23 protein-coding genes and 1 pseudogene are annotated in these 24,840 nt (G+C 68.2%); 15 read left to right on the top strand and 9 right to left on the bottom strand.

The window, feature by feature from the left end; all coding sequences use genetic code 11:
• Window positions 1–4: 4 nt before the first annotated feature.
• Complete coding sequence (locus AC5WS7_RS24260; RefSeq protein WP_495956868.1) at window positions 5–742, top strand: ABC transporter ATP-binding protein; 738 nt, start codon at window positions 5–7, stop codon at window positions 740–742.
• On the top strand, window positions 739–1,575 hold the full coding sequence (locus AC5WS7_RS24255; RefSeq protein WP_495956867.1) for an ABC transporter permease: 837 nt from the start codon (window positions 739–741) through the stop codon (window positions 1,573–1,575). Before AC5WS7_RS24260 ends, AC5WS7_RS24255 begins: the two co-directional genes overlap by 4 nt.
• A 47-nt stretch (window positions 1,576–1,622) precedes the next feature.
• Here the strand turns inward: AC5WS7_RS24255 and AC5WS7_RS24250 are convergent, their stop codons facing one another.
• The gene (locus AC5WS7_RS24250) at window positions 1,623–2,936 is read right to left on the bottom strand and encodes a cytochrome P450 (protein WP_495956866.1); all 1,314 of its coding nucleotides are present in this window, start codon (window positions 2,934–2,936) and stop codon (window positions 1,623–1,625) included.
• A gap of 271 nt (window positions 2,937–3,207) precedes the next feature.
• Window positions 3,208–3,358 (bottom strand): annotated as a pseudogene (locus tag AC5WS7_RS24245) (IS256 family transposase); the annotation flags it as partial.
• Window positions 3,359–3,822: 464 nt separating this feature from the next.
• On the opposite strand from AC5WS7_RS24245, the gene AC5WS7_RS24240 reads away from it, so the two are divergent.
• From AC5WS7_RS24240 to AC5WS7_RS24215, 6 genes are all read left to right on the top strand, one after another.
• Window positions 3,823–4,431 carry a TetR/AcrR family transcriptional regulator gene (locus AC5WS7_RS24240; protein WP_495956865.1) on the top strand — a complete coding sequence of 203 codons (609 nt, stop codon included), beginning with the start codon at window positions 3,823–3,825 and terminating at the stop codon, window positions 4,429–4,431.
• 5 nt (window positions 4,432–4,436) lie between these two features.
• The gene (locus tag AC5WS7_RS24235; RefSeq protein ID WP_495956864.1) at window positions 4,437–5,294 is read left to right on the top strand and encodes an NmrA family NAD(P)-binding protein; all 858 of its coding nucleotides are present in this window, start codon (window positions 4,437–4,439) and stop codon (window positions 5,292–5,294) included.
• A 22-nt stretch (window positions 5,295–5,316) separates the two neighbouring features.
• Window positions 5,317–5,628 (top strand): hypothetical protein, encoded by a 312-nt coding sequence (locus AC5WS7_RS24230; RefSeq protein ID WP_495956863.1) that lies wholly within the window; start codon window positions 5,317–5,319, stop codon window positions 5,626–5,628.
• A gap of 12 nt (window positions 5,629–5,640) precedes the next feature.
• On the top strand, window positions 5,641–6,867 hold the full coding sequence (locus AC5WS7_RS24225) for a cysteine desulfurase family protein (protein WP_495956862.1): 1,227 nt from the start codon (window positions 5,641–5,643) through the stop codon (window positions 6,865–6,867).
• Window positions 6,864–7,985, top strand: coding sequence for a tRNA 2-thiouridine(34) synthase MnmA (gene mnmA, locus AC5WS7_RS24220; protein ID WP_495956861.1), 1,122 nt, complete (start codon window positions 6,864–6,866; stop codon window positions 7,983–7,985). The genes AC5WS7_RS24225 and mnmA overlap by 4 nt, the downstream gene beginning before the upstream one ends.
• A gap of 109 nt (window positions 7,986–8,094) precedes the next feature.
• Window positions 8,095–9,138 carry a methionine synthase gene (locus AC5WS7_RS24215; protein WP_495956860.1) on the top strand — a complete coding sequence of 348 codons (1,044 nt, stop codon included), beginning with the start codon at window positions 8,095–8,097 and terminating at the stop codon, window positions 9,136–9,138.
• 402 nt (window positions 9,139–9,540) lie between these two features.
• Here the strand turns inward: AC5WS7_RS24215 and AC5WS7_RS24210 are convergent, their stop codons facing one another.
• Together AC5WS7_RS24210 and AC5WS7_RS24205 are read right to left on the bottom strand one after the other, a co-directional pair.
• Window positions 9,541–9,888 carry a hypothetical protein gene (locus tag AC5WS7_RS24210; RefSeq protein ID WP_495956859.1) on the bottom strand — a complete coding sequence of 116 codons (348 nt, stop codon included), beginning with the start codon at window positions 9,886–9,888 and terminating at the stop codon, window positions 9,541–9,543.
• 66 nt (window positions 9,889–9,954) lie between these two features.
• Window positions 9,955–11,199, bottom strand: a complete 1,245-nt coding sequence (locus tag AC5WS7_RS24205; protein WP_495956858.1) for an AAA family ATPase — start codon at window positions 11,197–11,199, stop codon at window positions 9,955–9,957.
• Between the two features lie 120 nt (window positions 11,200–11,319).
• Here AC5WS7_RS24205 and AC5WS7_RS24200 point away from each other — a divergent pair, with 120 nt between their 5' ends.
• Both AC5WS7_RS24200 and AC5WS7_RS24195 read left to right on the top strand, forming a co-directional pair.
• Complete coding sequence (locus tag AC5WS7_RS24200) at window positions 11,320–12,129, top strand: ArsR/SmtB family transcription factor (RefSeq protein WP_495956857.1); 810 nt, start codon at window positions 11,320–11,322, stop codon at window positions 12,127–12,129.
• A 128-nt stretch (window positions 12,130–12,257) separates the two neighbouring features.
• A complete protein-coding gene (locus tag AC5WS7_RS24195) occupies window positions 12,258–13,034 on the top strand; it encodes a nucleotidyltransferase domain-containing protein (RefSeq protein ID WP_495956856.1) in 777 nt (258 codons plus the stop codon).
• A 249-nt stretch (window positions 13,035–13,283) separates the two neighbouring features.
• Here AC5WS7_RS24195 and AC5WS7_RS24190 read toward each other — a convergent pair whose 3' ends face one another.
• Together AC5WS7_RS24190 and AC5WS7_RS24185 are read right to left on the bottom strand one after the other, a co-directional pair.
• Window positions 13,284–13,703, bottom strand: a complete 420-nt coding sequence (locus tag AC5WS7_RS24190) for a PPOX class F420-dependent oxidoreductase (protein WP_495956855.1) — start codon at window positions 13,701–13,703, stop codon at window positions 13,284–13,286.
• Window positions 13,704–13,744: 41 nt separating this feature from the next.
• A complete protein-coding gene (locus AC5WS7_RS24185) occupies window positions 13,745–14,530 on the bottom strand; it encodes an SAM-dependent methyltransferase (protein ID WP_495956854.1) in 786 nt (261 codons plus the stop codon).
• 181 nt (window positions 14,531–14,711) lie between these two features.
• On the opposite strand from AC5WS7_RS24185, the gene ligA reads away from it, so the two are divergent.
• Window positions 14,712–16,856, top strand: coding sequence for an NAD-dependent DNA ligase LigA (gene ligA, locus AC5WS7_RS24180; protein WP_495957170.1), 2,145 nt, complete (start codon window positions 14,712–14,714; stop codon window positions 16,854–16,856).
• The gene (locus AC5WS7_RS24175; RefSeq protein WP_495956853.1) at window positions 16,853–17,356 is read left to right on the top strand and encodes a GNAT family N-acetyltransferase; all 504 of its coding nucleotides are present in this window, start codon (window positions 16,853–16,855) and stop codon (window positions 17,354–17,356) included. The genes ligA and AC5WS7_RS24175 overlap by 4 nt, the downstream gene beginning before the upstream one ends.
• Window positions 17,357–17,403: 47 nt before the next feature.
• Here AC5WS7_RS24175 and AC5WS7_RS24170 read toward each other — a convergent pair whose 3' ends face one another.
• The gene (locus AC5WS7_RS24170) at window positions 17,404–18,054 is read right to left on the bottom strand and encodes an ACT domain-containing protein (protein WP_495956852.1); all 651 of its coding nucleotides are present in this window, start codon (window positions 18,052–18,054) and stop codon (window positions 17,404–17,406) included.
• A 374-nt stretch (window positions 18,055–18,428) separates the two neighbouring features.
• On the opposite strand from AC5WS7_RS24170, the gene gatC reads away from it, so the two are divergent.
• Both gatC and gatA read left to right on the top strand, forming a co-directional pair.
• The gene (gene gatC / locus AC5WS7_RS24165) at window positions 18,429–18,725 is read left to right on the top strand and encodes an Asp-tRNA(Asn)/Glu-tRNA(Gln) amidotransferase subunit GatC (RefSeq protein WP_067889096.1); all 297 of its coding nucleotides are present in this window, start codon (window positions 18,429–18,431) and stop codon (window positions 18,723–18,725) included.
• Window positions 18,726–18,795: 70 nt separating this feature from the next.
• Window positions 18,796–20,271: an Asp-tRNA(Asn)/Glu-tRNA(Gln) amidotransferase subunit GatA gene (gene gatA, locus AC5WS7_RS24160; RefSeq protein WP_495956851.1), complete on the top strand. Its 1,476-nt coding sequence runs from the start codon at window positions 18,796–18,798 to the stop codon at window positions 20,269–20,271.
• A gap of 31 nt (window positions 20,272–20,302) precedes the next feature.
• Here gatA and AC5WS7_RS24155 read toward each other — a convergent pair whose 3' ends face one another.
• Complete coding sequence (locus tag AC5WS7_RS24155) at window positions 20,303–21,622, bottom strand: alpha/beta-hydrolase family protein (RefSeq protein WP_495956850.1); 1,320 nt, start codon at window positions 21,620–21,622, stop codon at window positions 20,303–20,305.
• Window positions 21,623–21,738: 116 nt separating this feature from the next.
• Window positions 21,739–22,386: a hypothetical protein gene (locus AC5WS7_RS24150; protein ID WP_495956849.1), complete on the bottom strand. Its 648-nt coding sequence runs from the start codon at window positions 22,384–22,386 to the stop codon at window positions 21,739–21,741.
• Between the two features lie 1,009 nt (window positions 22,387–23,395).
• Between AC5WS7_RS24150 and AC5WS7_RS24145 the strand changes: the two genes are divergently transcribed.
• Window positions 23,396–24,607 (top strand): sensor histidine kinase, encoded by a 1,212-nt coding sequence (locus AC5WS7_RS24145; RefSeq protein WP_495956848.1) that lies wholly within the window; start codon window positions 23,396–23,398, stop codon window positions 24,605–24,607.
• The last annotated feature ends 233 nt before the right edge of the window (window positions 24,608–24,840 follow it).

Raw genomic sequence — 24,840 nt, 5'->3', positions numbered from 1 at the left:
CGTCGTGATCGACATCCGTGGACTCACCCTGAGCTACTCGGGCGTGACCGTCCTCGAAGTCCCGGAACTGAGCGTGGCCGACGGTGCGCTCACCTACCTGATCGGTCTGAACGGCACCGGCAAAACCACTCTGCTGCGGTCTATCTGCGGCATCATCGCGCCTGCCACCGGCACCGTCCGGGTCGACGACACCCTCATCCGGGCCCATCACTCCACACCGGCAACTCTCGGAATGCACCTCAACTACCGAGCTTTCGACCCACGCCACACCGCACGGCGGCACCTGCGCTGGATCGCGCGCGCTCGCGGACTGCCCACCGGCCGGGTCGGTGACGTCCTCGAGATCGTCGACCTCGTCCGGGTCGCCGATCGCCGGCTGGCGCACTATTCGCTCGGGATGCTCCAACGTGTCGGCATTGCCGCCGCATTGCTCTGTGAGCCTCGAACTCTGCTGCTCGACGAACCTCTCAACGGCCTCGACATCGCGGGCATCCGCTGGATACGCGAACTACTGCGCCGCCTCGCCGATGCCGGGACCTGTGTCCTGGTTGCCACGCACCTGCTCGATGAGGTCGAACGCAACGCCGACCACATCGTCATCCTCGGGAACCGGCGGGTTCTGACCGACCAGCCGTTCGCCCATGTCATGGACACCCTGGGGCCCGGAGAGACCAGCCTCGAAGACGCCTACCTGCGAATCGCCGGCCCGCCAACTCAATTCACGTCCGGCGTGGCCCCATGAGGAGCCCCGGGCCGATCACCCTCATCCGCCGCGGCGTCGCCGCTGAATGGACCCGCACCACCGGGCGCAGCTTCCTGTGGACCGCCGCGGTGCCCCTCACCTTCGTGCTGCCGTTGGTCATCACCTTCGGAATCGCCGCTGTCGCAGAACGACTCGCCGCCCTCCCCGGGCAGAGTTACGTGGCGACGGTCTCCACCACCAACTCCGTGTACTGGGTCATCACCTTCTCGGTGTCGATCATGATGGTCACCGCCGCCTACGCCCACGCCACCCAATGGCTCGGTCAGACAAGCGATCTCAATGTCTTCCTGTTTCCCCGGGCATGGACGGTCGCGTTGGCCCGGTGGATCTACTACGGCGCCATTGCAGCGATATCGACAACCGTTCTACTCATCGTCGTCATGGTCACACTGCCACACCAGTTCCCCCACATCTATGCAGCTGTGAACCTCACCGACTCCGCCGGTATCCGGTTCCTCTGGACCGTCCCGACCTACGCGTTCGCCGCATGCGGAGTAGGTGTCGCGGTCGGGTCGCTGATTCGCACTCCGTCCGCCGCGGTCGCCGTTCTCCTGTTCTGGGTCTACGTTGCAGAGAACGCCATCAATCTGCTACCCCATGGATACACCCTGCAGGCCTACGCCCCGTTCCTCAACGCCGTCGCGGCGACCGGCCAGGAAGTCGCCTTCGTCCCGCGTTTCGGCCGCACCGGATCTCTGCTCTACTTCATCCTCGTCGCCGTCGCCCTCTTCGTCATCACAGCCGTTCTACCGATCCTCATGCGCCGGACGTCCAGGCGTCGTAGAACGCTCGCCGAATCAGACACGACCTGAGCCGGGCCTCACGAGCCCGGCGACGCCGGTTGTTCTCGGCCGCGCGATTATCCGGAGACCGGGCGAACCTCGAGCGGAAGTTTTCCCGGCACAGGGATCGGCCCCATGACTCGCGGCAACTTCTTGGTTGTGGTGGGCCGGAACTCCCACTTCGACAGCAGGCCGTAGAGAGTCGTTTGCAGTTCCACCCACGCGAAATTGTTACCGATGCACATCTGCTTGCCCATGCTGAACGGAACGAAGCTCCTGCATTTCGACCCGGAGTTCGAGGCCGGCCACCGATCGGGGTCGAAAACGTCCGGCTCGGCGAAAATGTCCGGATTGCGGTGGATGGCCGCGATGCTGTAGCCGATATTGGTCCCGGCGGGAAATGTGAAACCGTCGAGTTCGACCGTGGTGACGCTGCGTCTGGTCTGCAGCAGTGCCGAATGGGTTCGCGTGACCTCGTTCAGGAACCGGTTCAGATAGTCGAGCTGGTCGAGGCTGCGGGGGGTGAGATCTCCTGCGGCGGAAATCTCTTGCTGCAGTTTCGAAGCCACTTCCGGATGCTGGGACAGCTCGTACAGAGCCCAGGTCAGTGCGGCGGTCGAGGCGTCGATTCCGCCGAAGAGGATGGTCATGGCCTGCTCTACCAGGAACTCGTCACTATGGTTCTCATCATCTGAGGAATCCAGCAGGATGTCTATCAGGTCGTTCCGGCGGTCACCGCTGGCCCGGCGCGCCACGAGCAGCTCCCGGCAGTAGTCCCGCAGCTGCGTTCCAGCAGACAGGAATTTGCGGTTCATCGGTAATGGCAGGCTCGCCAGCCTTTTCGGCAGCACACTGCCCACTATGGCGCCTGCGCCGATATCCTCGATGAGACCCGAGATGAGTCGTAGCTCCTCGGTATCGGGTTCGTGCGAGAACATGGACCCCAGCAGGTTGGCGATCACCACCTCCAGCATTGCGGAACGGACCTCGACGATCTGGCCTGGTCGCCACGAACTCGCCAAGACCTCCGCGTTACGCTTCATGACGTGCGCGTAGCTTTCCAACTCTGTTCGATGGAACGCCGGTTGAAGCAGACGACGAATATCGTTGTGCCGCTGACCGTCCGCGACGATCAGCGATTCCCCGAATATGAGACGGATGCGTTCGAACAGAAGCCCTCGCTCGTAGGCGTCGGAGTTCTCCACCAACACCCTGTGGAGTAGATCGAAATCGGTGATGACATGGACAACGAGATTTCCGATCTCGACACGCGCTATCTTCCCGACGGCGGCCAGATCCACCATGAACTGGACCGGATCACGCCACAGTCTCCAACCGTGTCCGACAACAGGCAAACGTCCAGGCCCGCACGGGACGTCACAAAGGTCCACAGTATCTCGCCCCTCTTTCAGCAGATCCGAGGCCGAGGACTTCGGAGGATCCGATCACCATCACACAGGCCCGTTGCCGATCCACACGATACCTTAGCCCGAACTTTGCACGACGGAGGGTTGGCAAGCGAAAACACCTGTCCCGCAAGGCATGATGACACTTGCTGACGATCCTTCGAAGGTCCGGGAACCCGCTCGGTCCAGCCAAAAGGCACCAAACACCCCGGGATGCCTCACCTCTCGCCTGCCCCATCCCGGTGATCCATCCGGCAAGCGCCGCGAGGGCTCTGTCGATATCCTCAGCGTCGTAGCTCTCCTTCATCGCCGCGATCGCGCCCGGGTGCGCCGATTTCCGCAGTGCCGCAAGCGCATTCGCAGCAACGCTGCCTGCGGGTTCCGGTGAATACACCCCGTAGTACTCGCGACCCGTTCTCGATGCCGGCCAGCGCCCTGCGTCTGGTCGGGTGATCGCGGTCAGCAGATGGCTTGAAAGGGGCGTGGCCTCCCGGAAATGGCGAGACCCCGGGGATATGCCCGACGCCGAAGTGGCAGGTAGGGATCGTTCCGGGGTTTCTGTCGGCCGGCATACGCGACGTCGCGGGTGCTTGTCGGACCACCGACGGCTACGCAGAAGTGGAATGAGTTGTCGCGCTGTTTGATCGGCTGATGCTGCGTTCCCGAACGCCCGCTCAGCGGTATGGGCGGACGTTGTAGGTGCGGCCAGGCTGCGGTTCCCGCTACCTGTGTGAGCCTGTTCGGGGTGACACAGTCGGTCGCCCTGGGGAACGAGGACTGGGGCGGGCGTGACCAGCTCGCGGGTTGATCTCCGGCGCAATCCGAGCTATTTTATTTACGTTCCTGTTCCGTTTCATAAATAGAGGTGCGCATGCCCGGTACACGCAACGCGGAGCCTGCTCGGGGCAGGCCGCGCGATGCCGGCCGGGACCGGGCGATCCTCGGTGCGACGCTGAGACTGCTGGTCGAGGTCGGCTATGACCAGTTGTCCATCGAGTCGGTCGCGGCCGCGGCCGGGGTGGGCAAACCCACGATCTACCGACGCTACGCGGGCAAGGCCGCATTGGTGGCCGCGGCAGTCGAGCACCGCGCGGCGCGCATCCCACCCGCGACGCGGACCGGCGATTTCCGGCAGGCCCTGCTGCAGATCGTCGGATGGCTGGCCGAGCAGATCGCCGAGCAGGAGATCGGGCTGCTCGGCGCGCTGTTCGCCGGCATGCGCAGCGATCCGGACCTGGCGGCGGAGATGCGCAGGATCCTGCGACGCGACGAAGCCGCCATGACCGAGCAGCCGTTCGGCGGCGTGCAGGGCGAAGACCTCGCTCCCGGAGCGGCCGCTCTGTTCGCCGAGATAGTCCCGGCGCTCGTCGTGCACCGGCTCGTATTCGTCGGAGAGCCCTGCGACCAGCGCTTCGTCGAACACGTCGTCGACGACATCCTGTGGCCGCTGCTACAGCCATCCTCGACCCCACGGAGGTAACCACCGTGATCGTCATCACCGGCGCGACCGGCGCCCTGGGAGGCGCCACCGTCGAGCACCTGCTCGAACGTATCCCCGCGGACCGGATCGGCGTCAGCGTCCGCGATGTCGCCAAGGCGCAGCATCTCGCCGACCGCGGCGTGCGTGTCCGGCGCGGCTCCTACGACGACCCGGGCTCGCTACGCGACTCGTTCGAGGGCGCCGAACGGGTACTGATCGTCTCCCAGAACGATCCCGATGCCGACGGAATCGGCCTGCACCGCAACGCGATCGACGCCGCGGTGACCGCCGGCGCGCAGCGCATCCTCTACACCGGCCACCAGAACGCGCGCCGCGACAGCCCGTTCGACCCGGCGCCCGAGCACGCCGCCACCGAAGCGCTGCTCGCGCGGTCGGGTGTCGCTTGGACCTCGTTGCGCAACGGCTTCTACACGCACAGCCTCGACTGGCTGCTCGGCCCCTGGCAGCAGAACGGTGTCATCATCGCGCCGGCGGACGGCCCCGTCTCCTGGACCGACCGCGCCGACGCGGCCGAAGCCGCCGCGATCATCCTCACCGCGCGGCGTCCCTTCGACGGCCCCGTCACGCTCACCGCGCGTAATGCCGTCACCTTCGCCGACATCGCCACGACCGCAAGCGAACTCACCGGCCGCGGCATCACCCGAGTCGTGGTCGACGACGAGCAGTGGCTCGCAGACAAGATCGCGAACGGCACACCCGAGCCCATGGCCCGCATGCTGCTGCGGTTCTTCCACGCCGCACGAAAAGGCCACTTCGCCGATACCGACCCACTGCTGGCCGAACTCCTCGGCCGCGAACCACATACGGTCGCCGACCTTCTCACAGACCGGACCGGCGCCTGAGTTGACGCTGTAAATCTGAAACATGTTCCGTGGAAGTATCACCTGCTACCAGATGGGTCCGCGACTGGCAATGTTGTGGTTCGCGGCCGGTGCCTACAGCCTGGCCGACGTCACCCGGCGCATGCGGCACAAGAACAACACCACCACACTGGACGTCTACAGCCATCTGGTGGACGGGCAGCGGACAGGGGCGTCCACGCTTGGTGAAGCCCTGCATGACGGGCTGCGGGAATACCGCAGGACGGTCACCGGGTTACGAATCGTGGGTAAATCGTGGATAAATCGCAGAACCGGAAGGGATCCCCCCAAGATGCGCAGGTCAACGGTCGGTTAGGCTTACACGGTCATGAAGTCGGTCTTCCCGGGTCCGGTCGGTGCGGTGCCCCAGACGGTCTACCTCGACCATGCGGCCACAACACCCATGTTCCCCGCCGCTGTCGAGGAGATGACGGCTGTCCTGGGTGCGGCGGGCAACGCGTCGTCGTTGCACGGGTCCGGGCGCGTCGCGCGGCGACTGCTCGAGGAGGCGCGCGAATCCATCGCCGCCGATCTGGGGGCGCGGCCCTCGGAGGTGATCTTCACCTCGGGCGGCACCGAGAGCGACAATCTCGCGGTGAAGGGGATCTACTGGGCGCGCCGTGACGCCGACCCCAAGCGCACAAGAATTCTGGTCAGCGCCGTGGAGCACCACGCGGTGCTGGATGCGGTCGAATGGCTCGAACAGCACGAGGGCGCCCGGGTGAGTCTGCTCGAGGTCGACCGCGATGGGCTGGTCTCGCCCCGCGCGCTGCGGGAGATCTTGACCAAGCACGCCGGTGAGATCGCGCTGATCTCGATCATGTGGGCCAACAACGAGGTCGGCACGATCGAGCCCATCGCCGAATTGGCTGCCGTGGCACAGGAATTCGACGTCCCACTGCACACCGACGCGGTACAGGCCGCCGCCCAGCTGCGCATCGATTTCGCCGGGAGTGGCGCGGCCGCGGCGAGTTTCGCCGCGCACAAGGTCGGCGGACCGCACGGCGTCGGCGTGCTGCTGCTGGGCCGTCAGGTGGGCTGCGTTCCGCTGCTGCACGGCGGCGGTCACGAACGCGATCTGCGCTCGGGGACCTCGGATGTGCCCGGCGCGGTCGGCATGGCCGCGGCGCTGCGCGAGACCGTGCGCGGATTACCCACGCGCACAACAGAGTTGATCCGCCTGCGGGAGAACCTGATCGCCGGCGTGCGGGCCGCGGTTCCCGACGTCGTGCTGAACGGGCCCGCCGAGCTGCGGCTACCGGGTATCGCGCACTTCACCTTTCCCGGCTGCGAGGGTGATTCACTGCTGATGCTGCTGGACGCGGCGGGGATCGAATGTTCCACCGGATCCGCGTGCAACGCCGGGGTGGCCGCGCCGAGTCACGTCCTGCTGGCGATGGGCGCGCAGGCGCACGAGGCGCGGGGTTCGCTGCGATTCTCGTTGGGGCACACCTCGACCCGGGCCGATGTCGACAGAGTTCTGGAGGTGCTGCCGCCCGTGGTGGAGCGTGCCCAGGCGGCGGGACTGGCGAGTGCGCAGGGAGGTTCGCGATGAGAGTGCTCGCGGCGATGAGCGGCGGCGTCGATTCGGCCGTCGCGGCCGCACGCGCGGTGGACGCGGGTCACGAGGTGGTCGGTGTGCATCTGGCGCTGTCCGCGACCCCCGGGACGTTGCGCACCGGCTCGCGGGGCTGTTGCTCCAAGGAGGACGCCGGTGATGCCCGCCGGGCCGCCGATGTACTCGGAATCCCTTTCTATGTCTGGGATTTCGCCGATCGCTTCAAAGCGGACGTGATCGACGACTTCGTCGCCGCGTACGCCGCGGGCGAGACGCCGAATCCGTGCCTGCGCTGCAACGAGAAGATCAAGTTCTCCGCCCTGGCCGACCGGGCGGTGGCGCTGGGGTTCGACGCGGTGGCCACCGGCCATTACGCCCGCCTCGAGGACGGCGTGCTGCGGCGCGCGGTGGATGCGGACAAGGACCAGAGCTACGTGCTCGCGGTGCTGACCGCCGAGCAGCTCTCGCGTGCGATGTTCCCGGTCGGCGACACTCCGAAGCCGCAGATCCGCGCCGAGGCCGCCGAACGCGGTCTGGCCGTGGCGAACAAGCCCGATTCGCACGACATCTGCTTCATCCCGTCCGGTGACACCCGCGCCTTCCTGGGTGCGAAGATCGGCATCCGGCCGGGTGCGATCGTCGATTCCGACGGACATCGGCTCGCCGAACACGACGGCGTGCACGGGTTCACCATCGGCCAGCGCAAGGGTTTGGGCCTGCCCGGCCCCGCCGCGGACGGCCGTCCCCGCTATGTCACCGATATCGATCCCGAATCCGGGACCGTGCGCGTCGGCGGCGCGGACGAGCTGAACGTGTGGACCGTGCGAGCCGATCGCGCGATCTGGACTTCCGGCGAACGTCCCGAGGGGCCGATCGAGTGCATCGCGCAGGTCCGCGCGCACGGCGGCACCGCGCCCGCGATCGCCGAGGCGGCCGGCGACGGTCTGGTGGCCCGGCTGCGCGAACCGCTGACCGGTGTCGCCCGAGGTCAGGCCGTGGTGCTGTACCGCCCCGATACGCTCGGCGACGAGGTCATCGGCAGCGGCACCATCACCGGGGCCGACCGCGAACGCGACCACGGCACCGCCGAACTGGCGTCGGACACCCGTCGGTGAGGATTTCGCGACCGCTGCCGCGCGGCAGCGGGCGGTGGCATGTGATGGATATCGAGCGGCGGCGTGCGATGGATGCCGCGTGGTCCGGCATCGACCGAGGGGATGTGCGATGAGCGCGGGGCAGGTCGAACAGTTGTTGCGCGGCGGTATCGCGACGGCGGTCGGGTCGTGGCCCGGTACGGATTCGCGCGAGGCCGCCGCGACGATCGTGGGTGAGCTGGGAGATCTGGCGCACCTGGTCGAATTGCCCGGTCGCGGAACGGGTTCGGACATGATCGGGCGGTCGGGCGCGCTGCTGGTCGATATGCCGTTCGACGCCACGACGCGGGGATATCGGCTCACGGCGCGGGCGGGCGCGGTGTCCCGGCGGGCTCGCGATCTGCTGCGGACCGATCTCGACGCACTCGAAGAAGCTTGGGCGGGTACGGGTTCGGCGGGGGCCGGGCGGACGGTCAAGGTGCAGGCGGCGGGCCCGCTGACATTGGCGGCGCAGCTCGAGCTGGGCAACGGACATCGGGTGCTCACCGATTCCGGTGCGGTGCGCGACCTTTCCGAATCGCTCGCGGAGGGACTGACCCGGCACGTTGCCGAGGTGGCCACCCGGCTCGACGCGAAAGTCGTTGTGCAACTGGACGAACCGTCCGCTACCGCGGTGCTGGAGGGATCGCTGCCCGGAACCAGCGCGCTGGATTCGGTGCGTGCGGTCCCCGCGCCCGAGGCGCTGGCCGTGCTGGACTCGGTGATCACCGCGGTGCCCGCCCCGGTCCTGGTGCACACCTGTGCGGACCGTCCCGCTCTGGAGTTCTTGCGCGCGAGTGCCGCGGCCGCAATCGGTTTCGATCTCGCCACGATCCGTACCGCCGACCTGGACGATATCGGTGAACTGCTCGAGGCCGGAAAACAGTTGGCGCTCGGCCTGATTCCCGTCCAGTCCCCGACGGCCCCGGTCGCCTGGCGCGAACCGGCCGAACCGGCGGTCCGCCTGGTCGACCGCCTCGGCGTGGGCCGCCGAACCCTCGCCGACCGCATCCTGATCACCCCCGCCTGCGGTCTCGCGAACACCCCGTTGATCTGGGCGCGTCGCGCGTTGTCCCTGGCGACCGAAATCGCCCGCGCCTTCGCGGAAGATCCCGAATCGCTGACCTTCGACTGAGCGGCACGGACATCCGGCCGCGGTGATCCGCGCCGAGTCGTCCCTGTCGGGCGGGTCGGGTGGTCTGCTGAGTGCCGGGTCCTGTTGGGCCGGGTTGGCACGTGGTTGTTCGGCGAGGGGGCGTGCCTTGTCGGGCGGGGCGAGGATCTGCCGAGTGCGGGGTCGTGTCCGGACGAGTCGTCACGTGGTTGTACGGCTGAGGGTGTCGCGTCCTGTCGGGCGGGTCGTGGGTCTGCTGGGTGCGGGGTCGTGTGCGGACGAGTCGTCACGTGGTTGTATTGCCGCGGGTGTCGCACAGGCGTTGGGCCGCAGGGCTGTTCGGCTCGGCGATCGTCGCGGCGTGCGGACGACGGTGGCCGCTGGATGTTCGGCGGAGTTACCGCGCCGCCGGGGCTCCGCTGCTCAGGAGCCCAGGGGCGGGCGTGCTCCCGGATGTGCGACCTGCCAGTGCCGCGGTTTGCCGGGCGGGTAGCTGACCGGGATCTCGTCGCCGGGGCTGGGCCACTGGTTGACGTCCCAGGCGTAGCGGCCGTAAACCGTCTCCCCGGTGACCGACGGGCCGGCGAGGGTACCGGTGATCGTGACGTACTGCTCGCCCTGCGCCGCGGGCCGGGGGCTGACGCCCGTGACGTACAGGGTCCCGAACTCGGCGTTGGCGCGTGGTGCCCCACCGCGTCCGCGCAGGTACAACATCACCGTGGCCGCCAGCGCACCGGCGATCACCACGACGAACACGATCTGCAGCAGCATGGTGACCATGCTAGGCGTAGCCGGCGGCGGGCCGCGCCGGGCGACCACGGCGCGCGCCTGCCCGGCTCAGTGTGCGGTCAGTTCACTGGTCCCGGTCGACGTGCGACGCAGCTGCCAGACGGTGGTGCGGCGGGACGAGCGGCCGTTGCCCCGATCGACCAGGGTCCGGTTACTTGTGGTGTAGATCAGTTGCGCCCCACGGGTGTTGGTCTCGGGATTCTGGAACAGCTGGACGAGCCGGTCGGCGGTGTCACCGGACAGGTCGGTGTCGATATCGTCCACGGCCAGCACGCGACCGGTGTCCAGGGCGTCCAGCACGCTGGGCAGCAGGCGCAGCAGGGCCAGCGTCGCGGTGGACTCGTCGGCGATGTCGAACGGCGTGTCGATGCCCTCGTGCACCAGGCCGAGGCCCGCGCCGCGCCGGGTCACCATCCGGGTGTAGAGCGTGTCGCGGGCCGCGCGCAGATTGCTCAGTTCGCGTTCCAGGGCCGTCGGGCTGAGCCCGTGCGTGCTCTCGAACTGCGCCGCATGCCCGGGCGATGCCAGGCAGGCATCGAGTTCCTTTGCCGCACCGGCGATTTCGGTGTCCAGATCGCGCAGGTAGTCCGCGTACATCGCGTCGGGCTCGGCGATGAGCAGATCCTCGATACCCAGTTCGGCCGAGCGCAGCAGGGTCAGCAACCGGGCGGCGGTCTCCGGTGAGCGGGACAGATGTCCGGCCAGGCGGCGCGCGATGGCCTGCGCGTCCTCCCGCCCGCGCAGGACGTCCAGCTGTGCGGAGAACCAGCGGTAGGCCGGCACCAGCGCCTCGGCGTACATCTGCCCGGCCAGGCTGAGCAGCAGCGCGTTCGGGCGCACCAGCGGCGCCAGCGCGCCGATGCCGTAGCGCACCGGTTCGAACTGCGGGCCGATGCGGATCTGCTCGCCCTCGCGCTCGAAGACGATGCGTTTGCGATTGTGCGGGTGGCTGTGCAGCCATTCCGCGCACACATCGGCGTTGTCCAGCCGGAAGCCGTACGTGTAGGGGACGCCCTCCGCGACGAACGTCGCGGTGAACTCCGAAGGGCGCTCGGCGAATCCGAGATGCGGGCTGCGCACCGGACCGGCGTACGGGTCCCAGCCGGTCACCGAGTTCAGCACCGCGTCGCGCATCTGGCCCAGCGCGTCGATCAGGCTCGACTTGCCCGAGGCGGCCGGGCCGTGCACCGCGGTCACGGGTGCCGGCAGTGCCCCGGCCCGGGTGCCGACCAGCCGCAGTTCCTGCGGTTCGGCCAGCGATCTGTGATTGGTCACCTGAAAGTTGCGCAGCACGGATGTGATCCTGCCGCCCGCCGCCGGAGGCTTCGACACCGGGCCGGTGTTGACATGCAACCATCTGGCTGCCTAATATCTGGATATGCATCCGGATGGTTGCATATGGAGGATGGTGATGTGGACGAGGTGTTCAAGGCATTGGCCGATCCCAGCCGCCGCCGCTTGCTCGACAGCCTGAACGCGGACAACGGTCAGACGCTGCGTGAGCTGTGCGCCGGGCTGGCGATGACCAGGCAGGCCGTCAGCAAACATCTCGCGGTGCTGGAGGCGGCGAATCTGGTCGCCACCCGCCGTCGCGGCCGGGAGAAGTTGCACTATCTGAACGCCGAACCCATCAACGCCATCGCCGATCGCTGGATCAATCGCTACGACCGCGGGCGAGTGCACCTGCTCGCCGACCTGAAATCCACATTGGAGAGCGTGACCATGACCGAATCGAACGAATTCGTCTACACGACCTACATCAAGACCACCGATCGTCAGCTGTGGCAGGCGCTGACCGATCCGGCCTTCACCAGCCGCTACTGGGGCGCGAGTTTCGACACCGACTGGCAGCCCGGCTCGCCGATGATCTGGTCCCAGCGCGGCTGGACCGGCAAGGACCCCGAACAGGTCGTGCTCGAGGCGCGGCCCTACCGTCTGCTGTCCTACACCTGGCACACTGTCGACCAGGCATTCGCCGACGAATTCGGTTTCAGCGCAGAGGATTTCGAGAAACTGTCCAGTGAACCGCGCTCGCGGGTGCGCTTCGAGATCGAACCGCTAGGTGAACAGGTGAAACTCACCGTGGTGCACGATGGATTCGGTCCCGGCAGCGCGATGCTCGCGGGTATCACCGAGGGCTGGCCCGCAATCCTGGCGAACCTCAAGACCCTGCTGGAAACCGGCGAGGTACTGCCCGAACCTCGGCAGCCCGATCAGGCGTAGGCTCGCCGCGCGCGAGTTTCGACCACCAGCGGCGGCGAGGCCGGGGCGGTTCGGTGCGGCGGCGGATCGGGAGAAGGCGATATCCGAAGGCGGCGAACGAATTTCGTCGCGACGATGGACGGAGCAGCGTGGACGACGAGACGTTCCTGAACACGACCGCCGACACGCTGCGAGGACTACCGGGTGTCACCGCGGTGGCACTGGGCGGGTCGCGGGCGCAGGGCGTCGCTCGCCCCGACAGCGACTGGGATCTGGCCGTCTACTATCGCGGCGCGTTCGACCCGGCGGACCTGACGGCCGTCGGCTGGCCCGGACGAGTCTCCGCGCTGGGGGAGTGGGGCGGCGGCGTCTTCAACGGGGGTGCGTGGCTGACCATCGACGACCGCCGCGTCGACGTGCACTATCGCGACCTGGACGTGGTGGACGCGCAACTGCGTGCGGCCGAGACGGGCAGATTCCGGATCGAGCCGCTGGCCTTTCACCTGGCGGGTATCCCCACCTACCTGGTGGTAGCCGAGCTGGCGATCAATCGCACTCTGCGCGGCTGCCTCCCACGTCCCGCCTATCCGGACGCGTTGCGCCGCAACGCCCCACCTGTCTGGGCCACCCACGCCCAGCTCACCCTCGATTACGCCGCGGCGAACCACGCTCCGCGCGGCCGCCTCACCTCCTGCGCGGGCCAGATCGCAGTCGCCGCATCCTGTTTCGCACACGCAATTCTCGCCGCCCGCGGCGAGTGGATCACCAACGAGAAAACCCTGCTCGCCCGAGCCGGACTCACCGTCGTGGACGAGGTCGTCGAAGCACTCACCCGCGATCCGCGGGTCCTGGAAGACGCGATCGGAAACGTGCGGACGATCTGCCTGACCGAACTCGAAAAGATCTGCGGCAGTACAGATTTGTGAGCGTGATGCGGGATGTGACAGACACCGCGGCGCGGGCCGCCGAACGGGCCGGTAAGCCGTTGCCGATCGCGCGGGCGCATCGGCGGCAGTCGGAGATGCGACCACACCTGTTGTCCGCGATGGTCCAAAGCCTCGGCCACGCAACGCTTTCGGTCGATTCGAACGCGGGTGCACCTCGTGCCGAGCGTGCGGTGCACCGTCCTCACCACGAAGGGATTGCGAAACCCGCGCCGGTGCAACGGCTTCCGGTCAGGGCAGCATGCCGTAGGCGCGGGTCGGGGTGATGCGGGCGATCACGCGGCGGTCGGCGACCATGGCTCGGCGGTAGTCGTCCCAGTCGGGGTGTTCGCCGGACAGGGCACGGTAGTAGTCGATCAGTTCGGCGACGGTGGCGTCGGCGGGGTCCGCGGCGACGGGGGTGAGCTCGACATCGCCCTCGATCACCGCGTAGGCCCAGAAGTCCTCGCGGGTGATGTGCAGGGCGGCCCAGGGCTCGCGCCGCAGGTTGACGTATTTCGCCCGGTCCGCGGTGATCGAGATGCGGATCAGGCCGTCGTCGGCGAGCCAGTGGGTGACGTTCGACAGCTGGGGCCGGCCGCTGCGGCGAACGGTCGTGAGCACCGAACGGGTGTGTGCGCGGGCGAAGTCCAGGGCGGTGGCGAGTTCCATATGGCCTGCAACCCGCGCGGCGCGGGCGGTGTTCCCGCGAATCAGGGCTTGCGCGCGACGGCCGCGTAGCCGGGAACCTGGGCGTCTCGCGATTTCGGCGGTTCGATGGGGGCGCGCCACCGGTGGATGGGCACCACTCCGGGATCGAGTAGTTCGAGGCCATCGAAGAACCGGGTGATCTCGCTCTTGGTCCTGGGCTGGCAATGCATTCCGCGCTCCCGGTACACCTGAGCCGTCGCGCCGACGCCCTCCGGATCGAAGTCCGCCGTCAGATGCGTCATGACCAGGTGGGACCCGGGCGCGAGTGCGGCCGTCAGGGCCGCGATGATCTCGTAGGCGTCGGGCACGAAGTTCATCAGCGCGATCACCGACAACCCGATCGGCTGGTCGAAATCCAGGGTGTCGCTCGCGAAGTCCAGGATCTCCCGCGGGCGGGTGGCATCGGCCTGGATGTAGGTGGTGCGCCCCTCGGGTGTCCCCTTCATCAGAGCGCGGGCGTGGGCGAGCACGAGCGGATCGTTGTCCGCGTAGACGACTCGCGCACTGGGCGCGTGTTCCTGCGCGATCTGGTGCAGATTGGGTTCGGTGGGGATTCCGGTTCCGATGTCGAGGAATTGCCGCACACCGGCCTCGGCGGCCAGATAGCGCGTCGCGCGGTGCATGAAACCCCGGTTCGCCTGGGCGGCGATGCGAACGTGGGGCAGCGCCGCGAGCACCTGCTCGGCGGCCTCGGCGTCGACCTGGTAGTGATCCTTTCCACCCAGGTAGTAGTCGTACATCCGGGCGATGTGCGGCTCGTTCGGATTCACGTCGGATGTCACTGCCATCAAGTCAAGATACAAGACCCGCAACGGCTTTCGAATCGGAAGCCCGGCAGGACGAAGGAGGCCGGCGGCAGGCCGGGCCGCTGTCCGTGATTTTCGCTTCTCGGGGGCGTCGCAGGTCGCGCCGAGTGTGTCGGTGGGTTGGGCTAGTGTTCGACCCGTGAACGAGCTGACCAGGGAATCGGTGACATCGGAGGTATCCGGTAGCGAGATCAGCGCGGCCACCGGCGACGAGCGCCTGCAGTGGCAGGAGCTGGCCGAACAGGTGCGCGAACACCAGTTCCGCTATTACGTGCGCGACGCGCCGATCATCTCCGACGGCGAGTTCGACGCGCTGTTCCAGCGCCTGCTGGCACTCGAGGAGGCGCATCCGGATCTGCGCGCCCCCGATTCACCGACACAGCTCGTCGGCGGCGGTTTCGCCACCGAGTTCACCGCGGTCGACCACCTCGAGCGCATGCTCTCGCTGGACAACGTCTTCGACGCCGACGAGATGCGCACCTGGATCAGCCGGGTCGAGGCCGAGACCGGCCCCGGCATCCACTACGTCTGCGAAGTGAAGATCGACGGCGTCGCCCTCAACCTGGTCTACGAGAACGGGCGGCTCGTTCGCGGCGCCACCCGGGGCGACGGCCGCACCGGTGAGGACGTCACGCTCAACGCCCGCACCATCGACGACATCCCGACCGAACTCACCCCGACCGAGGAGTTCCCGATCCCCGCGCTGCTCGAGGTGCGTGGTGAGGTGTACTTCCGGCTCGAGGACTTCGAGAATCTCAATGCCGCGATCGTCGCGGAAGGTAAAGCGCCGTACGCGAATCCGCGCAATACCGCCGCGGGTTCACTGCGCCAGAAGGATCCGGCGGTCACCTCACGGCGGCGGCTGCGGATGATCTGTCACGGATTCGGCCGCATGGAGGGCTTCAGCCCGGCCTCGCAGCACGAGGCGTACCGGGCCCTGGAGGCGTGGGGCCTGCCGGTCTCCGCGCACACCGTGCGGGTGCAGGGCGCCGACGCGGTGCTCGAGCGCATCGCCTACTGGGGTGAGCACCGGCACGATATCGAGCACGAGATCGACGGCCAGGTCGTCAAGATCGACGAGATCGCGTTACAGCGCAGGCTCGGTTCCACCTCCCGCGCCCCGCGCTGGGCGATCGCCTACAAATACCCGCCGGAGGAGGCCACCACCAAACTCCGCGACATCCAGGTCAACGTCGGCCGCACCGGCCGGGTCACCCCGTTCGCGGTGATGGAACCCGTCGCCATCGCGGGCTCGACCGTGGCGATGGCGACCCTGCACAACGCCGCCGAGGTCGTCCGCAAGGGCGTGCTGATCGGCGATACGGTGACCATCCGCAAGGCCGGTGACGTCATCCCCGAGGTGCTCGGGCCGGTGGTGGATATGCGAGACGGCTCCGAGCGCGAGTTCGTGATGCCTACGCACTGCCCCGAATGCGGCACCGAACTGGCCCCGGAGAAGGAGGGCGACGCCGACATCCGCTGCCCGAATCAGCGGCACTGCCCGGCGCAGTTGCGCGAGCGGGTGTTCCACATGGCCGGGCGCGGCGCGTTCGATATCGAATCCCTGGGCTACGAGGCCGCGGTCGACCTGCTCAAATCGGGCGTCATCGCCGACGAGGGCGACCTGTTCGACCTGTCCGAGGAAAAGCTGCTCACCACAACGCTTTTCGTCAACAAGAACGGCGGCCTCTCGGCCAACGGCCGTCGCCTGCTGCAGAATCTGGATTCGGCCAAGAACCGTCCGCTGTGGCGGGTGCTGGTGGCGTTGTCCATCCGGCATGTCGGGCCGACCGCGGCGCGCGCCCTGGCGGCCGAGTTCGGCAGTATGGAACGGATCGAGCAGGCATCGGGCGAGGAGCTCGCCGCGGTCGACGGCGTCGGTCCGACCATCGCGGCGGCACTGATCGAATGGTTCACCGTCGACTGGCATCGCGCCATCGTGGACAAGTGGCGTGCCGCGGGCGTGCGCATGCAGGACGAGCGCGACGCCTCGATCGAACGAAATCTCGAGGGTCTGTCGATCGTGGTCACCGGTTCGCTGCAAGGCTTTTCGCGCGACGAGGCCAAGGAGGCCATTCTGGTGCGCGGCGGTAAGGCGGCCGGTTCGGTCTCGAAGAAGACGGCCTTCGTCGTCATCGGCGACGCACCCGGTTCCAAGGCGGCCAAGGCCGAGGAGCTGGGGGTGCCGATCCTGGACGAGGAGGGATTCCGCACGTTGCTCGAAAGCGGTCCCGAAGCGGTGACGCCCGCCGAGCCGACCGAGGATGGATCCGACGAGGCCGCCACCGGAGACGAGAACGCGGAATGAGCGCGCGAACCACGCAGCTGACGATCCTCGCCGCGCGCGAGGAGGAGTTCGCCGACGTCGGCGCGTTGACCGTCGGCGTCTACGTCGGCGAGGGGCATGTGCACCCCGAGAGTCCTTACGTCGCAGAACTTTTCGACACGTCCACGCGTGCGCGCTCGGCGCAGGTGCTGGTCGCGTCACGGGCGGGCGAGGTGGTCGGTTCGGTGACGATCGCGCGCCCGGGGACGCCGTTCGCCGATATCGCACGCGCGAACGAGCTGGAATTCCGGATGCTCGCGGTCGACCCGCGAGCCCGCGGGGAGGGGATCGGCGCCGCGCTGGTGGGCGCGGTGATCGACATCGCCCGAGCGGAGGATTTCGACGCGGTGGTGCTGACCACCATGCCTGAAATGGCCGCCGCCCGCCGGATGTACGACCGGATCGGCTTCACCCGTGTGCCCGAACGGGATTGGGCGACCGAGAAGGGCCTGCCGCTGACCGTCATGCGTTTGGCGTTGTAGCCCTTCGCATTTCGCCGGCCGGGTGAGCGCGCCGATCGGGCGAGCGCTCAGCCGAGAACGGTGGCGACGATGCCGGAGAGATAACCCAGCCGGGCGATCTCGGAGGGGCGGAAGTCGGGCCCACCGGGCCGGCCGAGCATCAGCACCCTGCCGGTGTTTCCCAGCGGTGCGGCGGCCAGCTTGGTGTCCATGTCCTTCCAGATCTGCGGCACCCAATCGCCCTCGCCGTCGAGGGCGACCGGCTTCTCCAGGGGCATCCAGGGAGCCGTCGCCGCCTGTGTTTCGGGCGCGCTCTGGCTGCCGACCAGCCGATACGCGCCCTGTGGGCCCATGTCCAGGACCGTGCTCCAGCCGACGCGCAGCACCCGCGGCAGACCGTCGACGAGCACCTGTAATCGATCGTCGCGCGCCCCCGCGACCTGGTCAATCAGTTCGAGTTCACGATGCGTGTCCAGCACCCCCGAATACGGGCGCAGGGAATCGACGCGGACGTCCTCTATCGATTCGGCCGCAGTGATCAACGTGTCGGGCAGGGCGCCCGGGGTGACCTCGACGACGATATCGTCGATGGCGTAACCGGCCCCGCGCTCGACTACGTCGAGTGAGAGAATGTCCGCGCCCACCGAGCCCAAGGCGAGGGCGAGAGATCCGAGACTTCCTGGGCGATCCGGAAGTTGCACGCGGAGCAGAAATGACACGTGCGTCCCTTCCTTCCTGTGCGACCGAAACTTTCGGACGGATACCCGAGCCTGGTCATCTTTACACCCGTGATGGCGGGTAATCGACTCGAAGTTTCCGCGGTGACCTACGTCACTCGCATTGTGGTCCCGATCGGCCGTTCGTGCCACTGAAGCCTGGTGGACGTTGATCGGTCAACCCGATGTCCTGAAGGGCACCCAGTTCTGCCGACCACCGTCAACGCCAACAGCGAAGGCCGCGGCCCTGCCGGAGCGAAGCGGAGGCCAAAGACAGAGCCCTGCGGGTGGACTCGCTAGGCTATCGGTGTCAACCGGCGCGATCGCCTCGCTGCCGGACCTGTTCAACGCTCGAACCTGCCGAAAGGGGTCCCGCGGTGCCCGCCATCTCCCGCGACGAGGTTGCCCACCTCGCCCGGTTGTCCCGGCTCGCTCTCACCGATGAAGAGCTCGACCTGTATGCGGGCCAGCTGGATTCGATCTTGAGCCACGTGCAGGTGATCTCGGAGGTCGCCGCCGACGTTCCCGCCACCGCGTCGCCGAACCCGACCACGAATGTGACCCGTGCGGATGTGCCGGTCGAGTGCCTGACGCCCGATGAGGCGCTTTCGGGCGCTCCCGCGGTCGACGAGCAGCGGTTCCAGGTTCCGCAGATTCTGGGAGAGGGCGAATGAGTGGTCAGGGCCGGAGGCGGCAGCCGAGCGTGACCACGCAGGCCCCCGCTCGTTCGCAGGGAGGTGCAGCATGAGTGCGGCAGATCTGACCCGGTTGTCCGCGGCCGAGCTGGCGGAGCAGATCCACGCCCGCGAGGTGTCCTCGGTAGAGGTCACCGAGGCGCATCTCCAGCGCATCGCCGAGGTGGACGGGGAGCTCAACGCCTTCCTGCACGTCGCGGGTGAGCAGGCGCTGCTGACCGCGGCCGAGGTGGACCGCGCGATCGCGGGCGGCGAGGTGGCCTCGGCGCTGGCCGGTGTGCCGCTGGCGCTGAAGGATGTGTTCACCACCATCGACATGCCCACCACCTGCGGATCGAAGATCCTCGAGGGCTGGGTGTCGCCGTACGACGCGACGGTGACGAGCAAGCTGCGCGCGGCGGGCATCCCGATCGTCGGCAAGACCAATATGGACGAGTTCGCGATGGGTTCGTCCACGGAGAACTCCGCCTACGGCCCGACCCGCAACCCATGGGACACCGAGCGGATTCCGGGCGGTTCGGGCGGCGGTTCGGCGGCCGCGCTGGCCTCGTACCAGGCCCCGCTGGCCATCGGCACCGACACCGGCGGCTCGATCCGCCAGCCCGCCGCGGTGACCGCGACCGTGGGCACCAAGCCGACCTACGGCACGGTATCGCGCTACGGCCTGGTCGCGTGCGCGTCCTCGCTGGATCAGGGCGGCCCGTGCGGTCGCACGGTGCTCGATACCGCGCTGCTGCACGAGGTCATCGCCGGATACGACCCGCGGGATTCGACCTCGCGCGACGTCGCGGTGCCCGACGTGGTGACCGCCGCACGCGAGGGTGCGCGCGGCGATCTGCGCGGACTGAAGGTCGGCGTTGTGAAGGAACTGCATTCGGACAGCTATCAGCCCGGCGTGCTGGCCTCCTTCGACGCCGCGGTCGCCACGCTGAAGGATCTGGGTGCGGAGGTGCTGGAAGTGTCGTGCCCCAACTTCGAGCACGCGCTGCCGGCCTACTACCTGATCCTGCCCAGTGAGGTCTCCTCGAACCTGGCGCGCTTCGACGCGATGCGCTACGGCCTGCGCGTCGGCGACGACGGTCAGCACAGCGCCGAGCAGGTCATGGCTGCTACTCGCGAGGCCGGATTCGGCCCGGAGGTCAAGCGCCGCATCATGATCGGCACCTACGCGCTGTCCGCGGGATATTACGACGCCTTCTACGGGCAGGCGCTCAAGGTGCGCACCCTGATCGCCCAGGACTTCGATCGCGCCTACGAGCAGGTCGACGTCCTGGTCTCGCCGACCAGTCCGTTCACCCCGTGGAAGCTGGGGGAGAAGGTCAACGATCCGCTCGCGATGTACCTGTCCGATCTGTGCACGCTGCCGACCAACCTGGCCGGGCACTGCGCCATGTCGGTCCCCTCGGGGCTGAGCGCGGACGACAATCTCCCGGTCGGTCTGCAGATCATGGCCCCGGCCCTCGCCGACGACCGCCTCTACCGCGTCGGCGCGGCCTACGAGGCGGCGCGCGGGCCGATTGCCTGATCCCGCAAGGGATTTCGGCCTCACGAAACGGTCAGCGGCAGCCGTCCAGCGCGGTGCCCTGGTCGATGCCGTAGCGGTGGCCGTGTCCCGGTGCGGGAGCCAGGGCCGAGAGCAGGTCTGTGCCGGTCTGGATGAAGGTGATCAGCGGAATCCAGGGCGGGTGTGGCGCGTCGGGCCGGGTGTCGGTGAGATCCGGTGCGTGCCATAGCAGTTCGGATGACCACTGGACCACAGGGTCGGACGAGTTGGCCAGGATCCGCGCGCCGGCGTGGTGGACGCGATCGGCGGGCGGGCCCGCCCAGAGCGCGGCACAGACGCGGTGGCGTTGATCGGCGTCGTCGGTGAAGATCGAACTTCCGGCGGTCGCGCCGAGGCTTTGGCCGTAGATGTACAGGCGCGGTGGGTGTCGCAGGGCGGCCAGTCGTCGTTCGAGCGCGGTGAACAGGGCTCGCTGCGACTGTTCGGCGGCGCTGCGGCCGAACAGGTAGCCGACCCAGCTCGGCGCGTCGGAGTACTGCACGGCGACCATGGCGACGTCGCCGCCGAACCGGCGTGCCAGACCCGTCACCGCGTGTTCGTCGACCCACCCCGATCCGGTCGGGACCATGACGACGAGATTCGGTCGATGCAGCGCACCCGACCGCTCGAGTTCGCGGATGGCCAGGGCGACACGGGAATTCAGGTCCGGCGCCGAATCGAGCCCGGCGTAGACGCGGATCGCTCTCCCGGCCTCGGCGGACATGAACCTCCGCCCCTGTGTCCCCAGTGACGACGGGTCGAGTACTGGTTCGCCACCGGCCGAAAGGCTCTCGGAGAACGGTTGCGCGCCGGCGGTACTGGTCGGCGCATCGGCTCGTGCGTGGGCGTCCCGCCGCCCGTCGGCCATCGCGGGCATCAGCGCCACCTGTATCGCCAGCGCCGCGACGATCGTCAGCGTGAGGTTCCGTGCCCGCATCGCAGATCGAACGGCCCACCGCAGCGCTCGGACGACTCCGATCAGCGCGAATGTGACCAGCAGCGCCACGGCCGCGCATTCGAGCCAATATCCGGCGCCGACGTCCGGGAATCCCATGGCCGCCCGCAGCCGGTTCTGCCACCACTCGGCCCGCGTCACCGCGAGCGCCACCGCCAGTGCGCAGCCTGCCAGGACCGCACCGCGCACCCGATGCCATTCGGCACTGAAAAGCCTGTGTCGCAGCGTTTTTCGTGCGAGCGCGCCGACGCCGATGGACAACGCCACGAGCACACCGGTGAGCAGCCCCTGCGCGATCGAGGTCCGCGGCAACAGCCCGGGGGCCAGCGACACCAGCGTCCCGGACGCCGCCGCGACCACCGTGCCCGTGCGCGGCATCGGAAAGCGCCGTCGCGTGCAGGCGCCGGCGGGTTCGCTGCCGATTCGAACCTCGGCAGTCGATGTACGCGTCGGAACCTCTTGTACTCGTGCGCAATTCGCTGGTGCGTCCGGCCTCATCGCGTTGTCTCCGTACGGTCGTCCGAGGTCGGTTTACGCCGTCGTCTGCCGCGCACGATCTCGGCCAGGAGTAGAGCGACGGCGCTGAGCACCAGGGCGGCAGGTGCGCCGATGGCCAGGAACTGATAACCCAGGTGTTCGCCCGCCAACCGGATGCCGAACAGGTACTCGGCGCGGGGCGTCGCGTAGTTCTGGCGACGGGAGTTCAAATCCACGGCGGTTCCGGCGACGGCGGCCATCGCCCGGCACTGCGCCCGGTGCAGACCGTGGCGGTCGTCGCAGGCGGCCAGCATGCGCTGTTCGAGGACGGCGTCGATCGCCTGCCGCGCCCACGGACCGAGCGGCTGCCCGCGATCGTCGGCATAACGCAGCAGGTCGTACCCGAGATCGTGGGCCCGGCATGCGGTACGGAATTCCGCAGGCAATCGCACCGGCGAGGAACAGTCACCACCCGGATCGACCAGCAGCCCACCGGCGAGTACCGGCCGATACCCGCGCTCGGCGGCGAAATCCGCGGGCAGCACCGCATTGCCCGGATGCGCCCCGGTCAACTCCGCCACAGCCACCCGGGCCGCGGAATTCTCCCCGACCGGACTCCCCACCGCCGCCCCCGCAACCGGCTGCCCGACAACGAACACCGCCACCCCGACCGCACCGATTCCGGCCGGCCCCCACCACGACGATTTCCGCACACGCTGCCGAACACTCGTGGCGAGTCGTGCACCGGATGCCCGATCATCCGAACGAAGCGATGGCTCCACATCCGCGCGACCTCCACCCGTCGCCTCCCGCAGTTCGGAGTCACGCGTGTCTTCTGCGCCTCCGGGCCCAGGCGCGAACTCCGGGCTGTTGATGGCGGGTTGGTGATTCGAGCGATGTGGTGGTGCGGGGGTGTGTCGGGTCTCGGGGGTGTGGGTGTGGTTCTTCGGGCGCCGCGATGGTTCCGCGCCCCCGGGCCCTCGGCCTGCCGGTTCCGGCAGTGATTCCGAGTCACGCTCGGTTTTACCCCTTCGGCTTCCGGAACGGCGGACGGCTTCGATGTGGTCGATGAGGGCCTGGTCATTGGAGCGATGTGAGGGTGCGGGCGGCTCACCGATCGGTGTGGTCGGTTTCGAGTCTCGCCGCGGTTTCGGCGCTCGGTCTGTCTCCTCGCGTATGGGTTCGGGGTGGCCGGTGGGGGAGTGGTATTGCGAGCGATCCGCTGGTCTCATCGCCAGGGTGGACGGGTATTCGATTGGTGCAGAGGGCATTTCGCGGGCACTGCTGGTCCGGGCGTCCACCGATGCCGACTCGGGCGCCGGAGGTGGGCCCTCATGTGCCGGCGCGGCAGGCGAATTCGTCGCAGCCTCGGCAATCGGGTTCGACAACTCTGGCGGGCAATGCAATTCGTGCAGGGCTGATTCGCGGTGGTCGGCGGGCTCGGGGAACGCGGCTTCAGCGGGTTCGGGGCCGACGTTCTGCGGGGGTGCGGCATGGGGCTCGCTCATGGTTGTGAACGTATGAATCTCGGGGTGAATCGGGCCTCACGCTGGGGATCTGTTCGTGGGCCGACGTGCTGGGGGAGACGGCGACATCTCTCGTACCGGGGTAGGGGGGTGAATTCACCCGGCGGTATGAGGGAATTCGGTGGCGGGGGTTTCTAGGGTCATGGGTATGGCTCGGACGATGCGGATGCTGGCGCGAACGGCGCGGGACCCGAAACGGCTGCGATTGTGGTTCGACGTGGCCGTCGGCGTGGTGGCCGTGATCATGTTCTCGGTGGCCTGGCCGACGCTGCACCTGACGCATCAGGTGCCCGCGGCGGCGCAGCCGTTCATCGCGGGTCTCGCGGCGCTGCCCGTCGTGCTGCTGCGGGTGAATCCGGCTCTGGGCTGGGCGATTTCGGCGGGTTCGGCACTGCTGATCGCGTTGGCGATTCCGCATCAGCCAGGGAATCACCTGCCGTTCCAGGTCGTGCATATCCTGGTGTTCTTCGCGCTGCTGTTCGGGGTGGCGGTGCGTGCGCAGATACAGATCGTGCTGGTCGCCTGGCTGTCCTCGGCGCTGCTGTTCGGCACGACGATGGCGGGCGCGGACGAGTCGGTCGCCTCGTCGGCCTTCGGCTGGCCGATCGCGATGACAGGTCTGGTCCTGTTCGGTCTGCTGGTGCGCTGGCTGGTGCTCTCCCGCCGGGCGCTGGTCGAACAGGAGGAGGTCAGCGAGCTGGAGCGGGCCCGCCGCACCGTGCTCGAGGAGAAGGCGCGCATCGCCCGCGATCTGCACGACGTCGTCGCACATCACATGTCGATGGTGGTGGTGCAGGCGCAGACCGCGCCCTACCGCGTCTCGGACGTATCACCCGCCGCGCGTGCGGAATTCGAATCGATCGGCGCATCGGCTCGGGAGGCGCTGAACGAGGTCCGCAGCATGCTCGGCGTACTGCGCAGCGACGGCCAACTGCCCGACCACGCACCGCAACCCACGGCCGCCGACATCCTCCTGCTCCTGGAGAGTGCGCGCCGGGCCGGTGTCGCGATCGACTGGACCGTCGAGGGCCCGTTGCACACCGTGCCGGACACGGTCGGTCTGGCGCTGTACCGGATCGTGCAGGAATCGCTGTCCAACGCCTCGCGTCACGCCCCGCACACGGCGGTACGGGCGAACCTGACCATCGGCGAACACCTGGTGGAGCTGCTGGTCGTCAATGGCCCTGGCGATTCACCGGCCGACGGCACCCCCGGAACCGGCATCGCGGGTATGCGCGCCCGTGCCGAGGCCATCGGCGGAACTCTCACCGCCGAACCGCGCCCCGACGGCGGCTTCGAGGTCCGAGCCGCACTCCCGTCGACGCCGTCCATCGTCGCCGCCCCTTCCGCGGCGTCCTGAGCATGCGAGACCGAGACGCAACGGCATCGGCCGTGCCGATCCACAGTGGACTCGGGCCACGCCTGCGGGGCGAGACGGTTGCGCGGGCGAGGCGGCTGTGGGGGCGAGACGAGTGCGGGGGCGAGATGGACTCCGGGAGCGAGACGGCTCCAGGGGCGAGATGGACTCCGGGAGCGAGACGGCTCCGGGAGCGAGACGGCTCCGGGAGCGAGACGGCTCCGGGAGCGAGACGG

The sequence above is a fragment of the Nocardia sp. PLKS1-43 genome (assembly GCF_059510335.1).
This window is presented reverse-complemented; position numbering and strand designations above follow the sequence as displayed.

Coding starts and splice junctions, on each gene's coding strand:
- AC5WS7_RS24185 (WP_495956854.1), bottom strand. CDS start 14,530: ATGGCAGTGACATCCGACGTGAATCCGAACGAGCCGCACATCGCCCGG.
- AC5WS7_RS24215 (WP_495956860.1), top strand. CDS start 8,095: ATGAGCGCGGGGCAGGTCGAACAGTTGTTGCGCGGCGGTATCGCGACG.
- AC5WS7_RS24210 (WP_495956859.1), bottom strand. CDS start 9,888: ATGCTGCTGCAGATCGTGTTCGTCGTGGTGATCGCCGGTGCGCTGGCG.
- AC5WS7_RS24230 (WP_495956863.1), top strand. CDS start 5,317: ATGTTCCGTGGAAGTATCACCTGCTACCAGATGGGTCCGCGACTGGCA.
- AC5WS7_RS24225 (WP_495956862.1), top strand. CDS start 5,641: ATGAAGTCGGTCTTCCCGGGTCCGGTCGGTGCGGTGCCCCAGACGGTC.
- gatA (WP_495956851.1), top strand. CDS start 18,796: ATGAGTGCGGCAGATCTGACCCGGTTGTCCGCGGCCGAGCTGGCGGAG.
- AC5WS7_RS24175 (WP_495956853.1), top strand. CDS start 16,853: ATGAGCGCGCGAACCACGCAGCTGACGATCCTCGCCGCGCGCGAGGAG.
- AC5WS7_RS24155 (WP_495956850.1), bottom strand. CDS start 21,622: ATGCCGCGCACGGGCACGGTGGTCGCGGCGGCGTCCGGGACGCTGGTG.
- mnmA (WP_495956861.1), top strand. CDS start 6,864: ATGAGAGTGCTCGCGGCGATGAGCGGCGGCGTCGATTCGGCCGTCGCG.
- AC5WS7_RS24255 (WP_495956867.1), top strand. CDS start 739: ATGAGGAGCCCCGGGCCGATCACCCTCATCCGCCGCGGCGTCGCCGCT.
- AC5WS7_RS24145 (WP_495956848.1), top strand. CDS start 23,396: ATGGCTCGGACGATGCGGATGCTGGCGCGAACGGCGCGGGACCCGAAA.
- AC5WS7_RS24190 (WP_495956855.1), bottom strand. CDS start 13,703: ATGGAACTCGCCACCGCCCTGGACTTCGCCCGCGCACACACCCGTTCG.
- AC5WS7_RS24240 (WP_495956865.1), top strand. CDS start 3,823: ATGCCCGGTACACGCAACGCGGAGCCTGCTCGGGGCAGGCCGCGCGAT.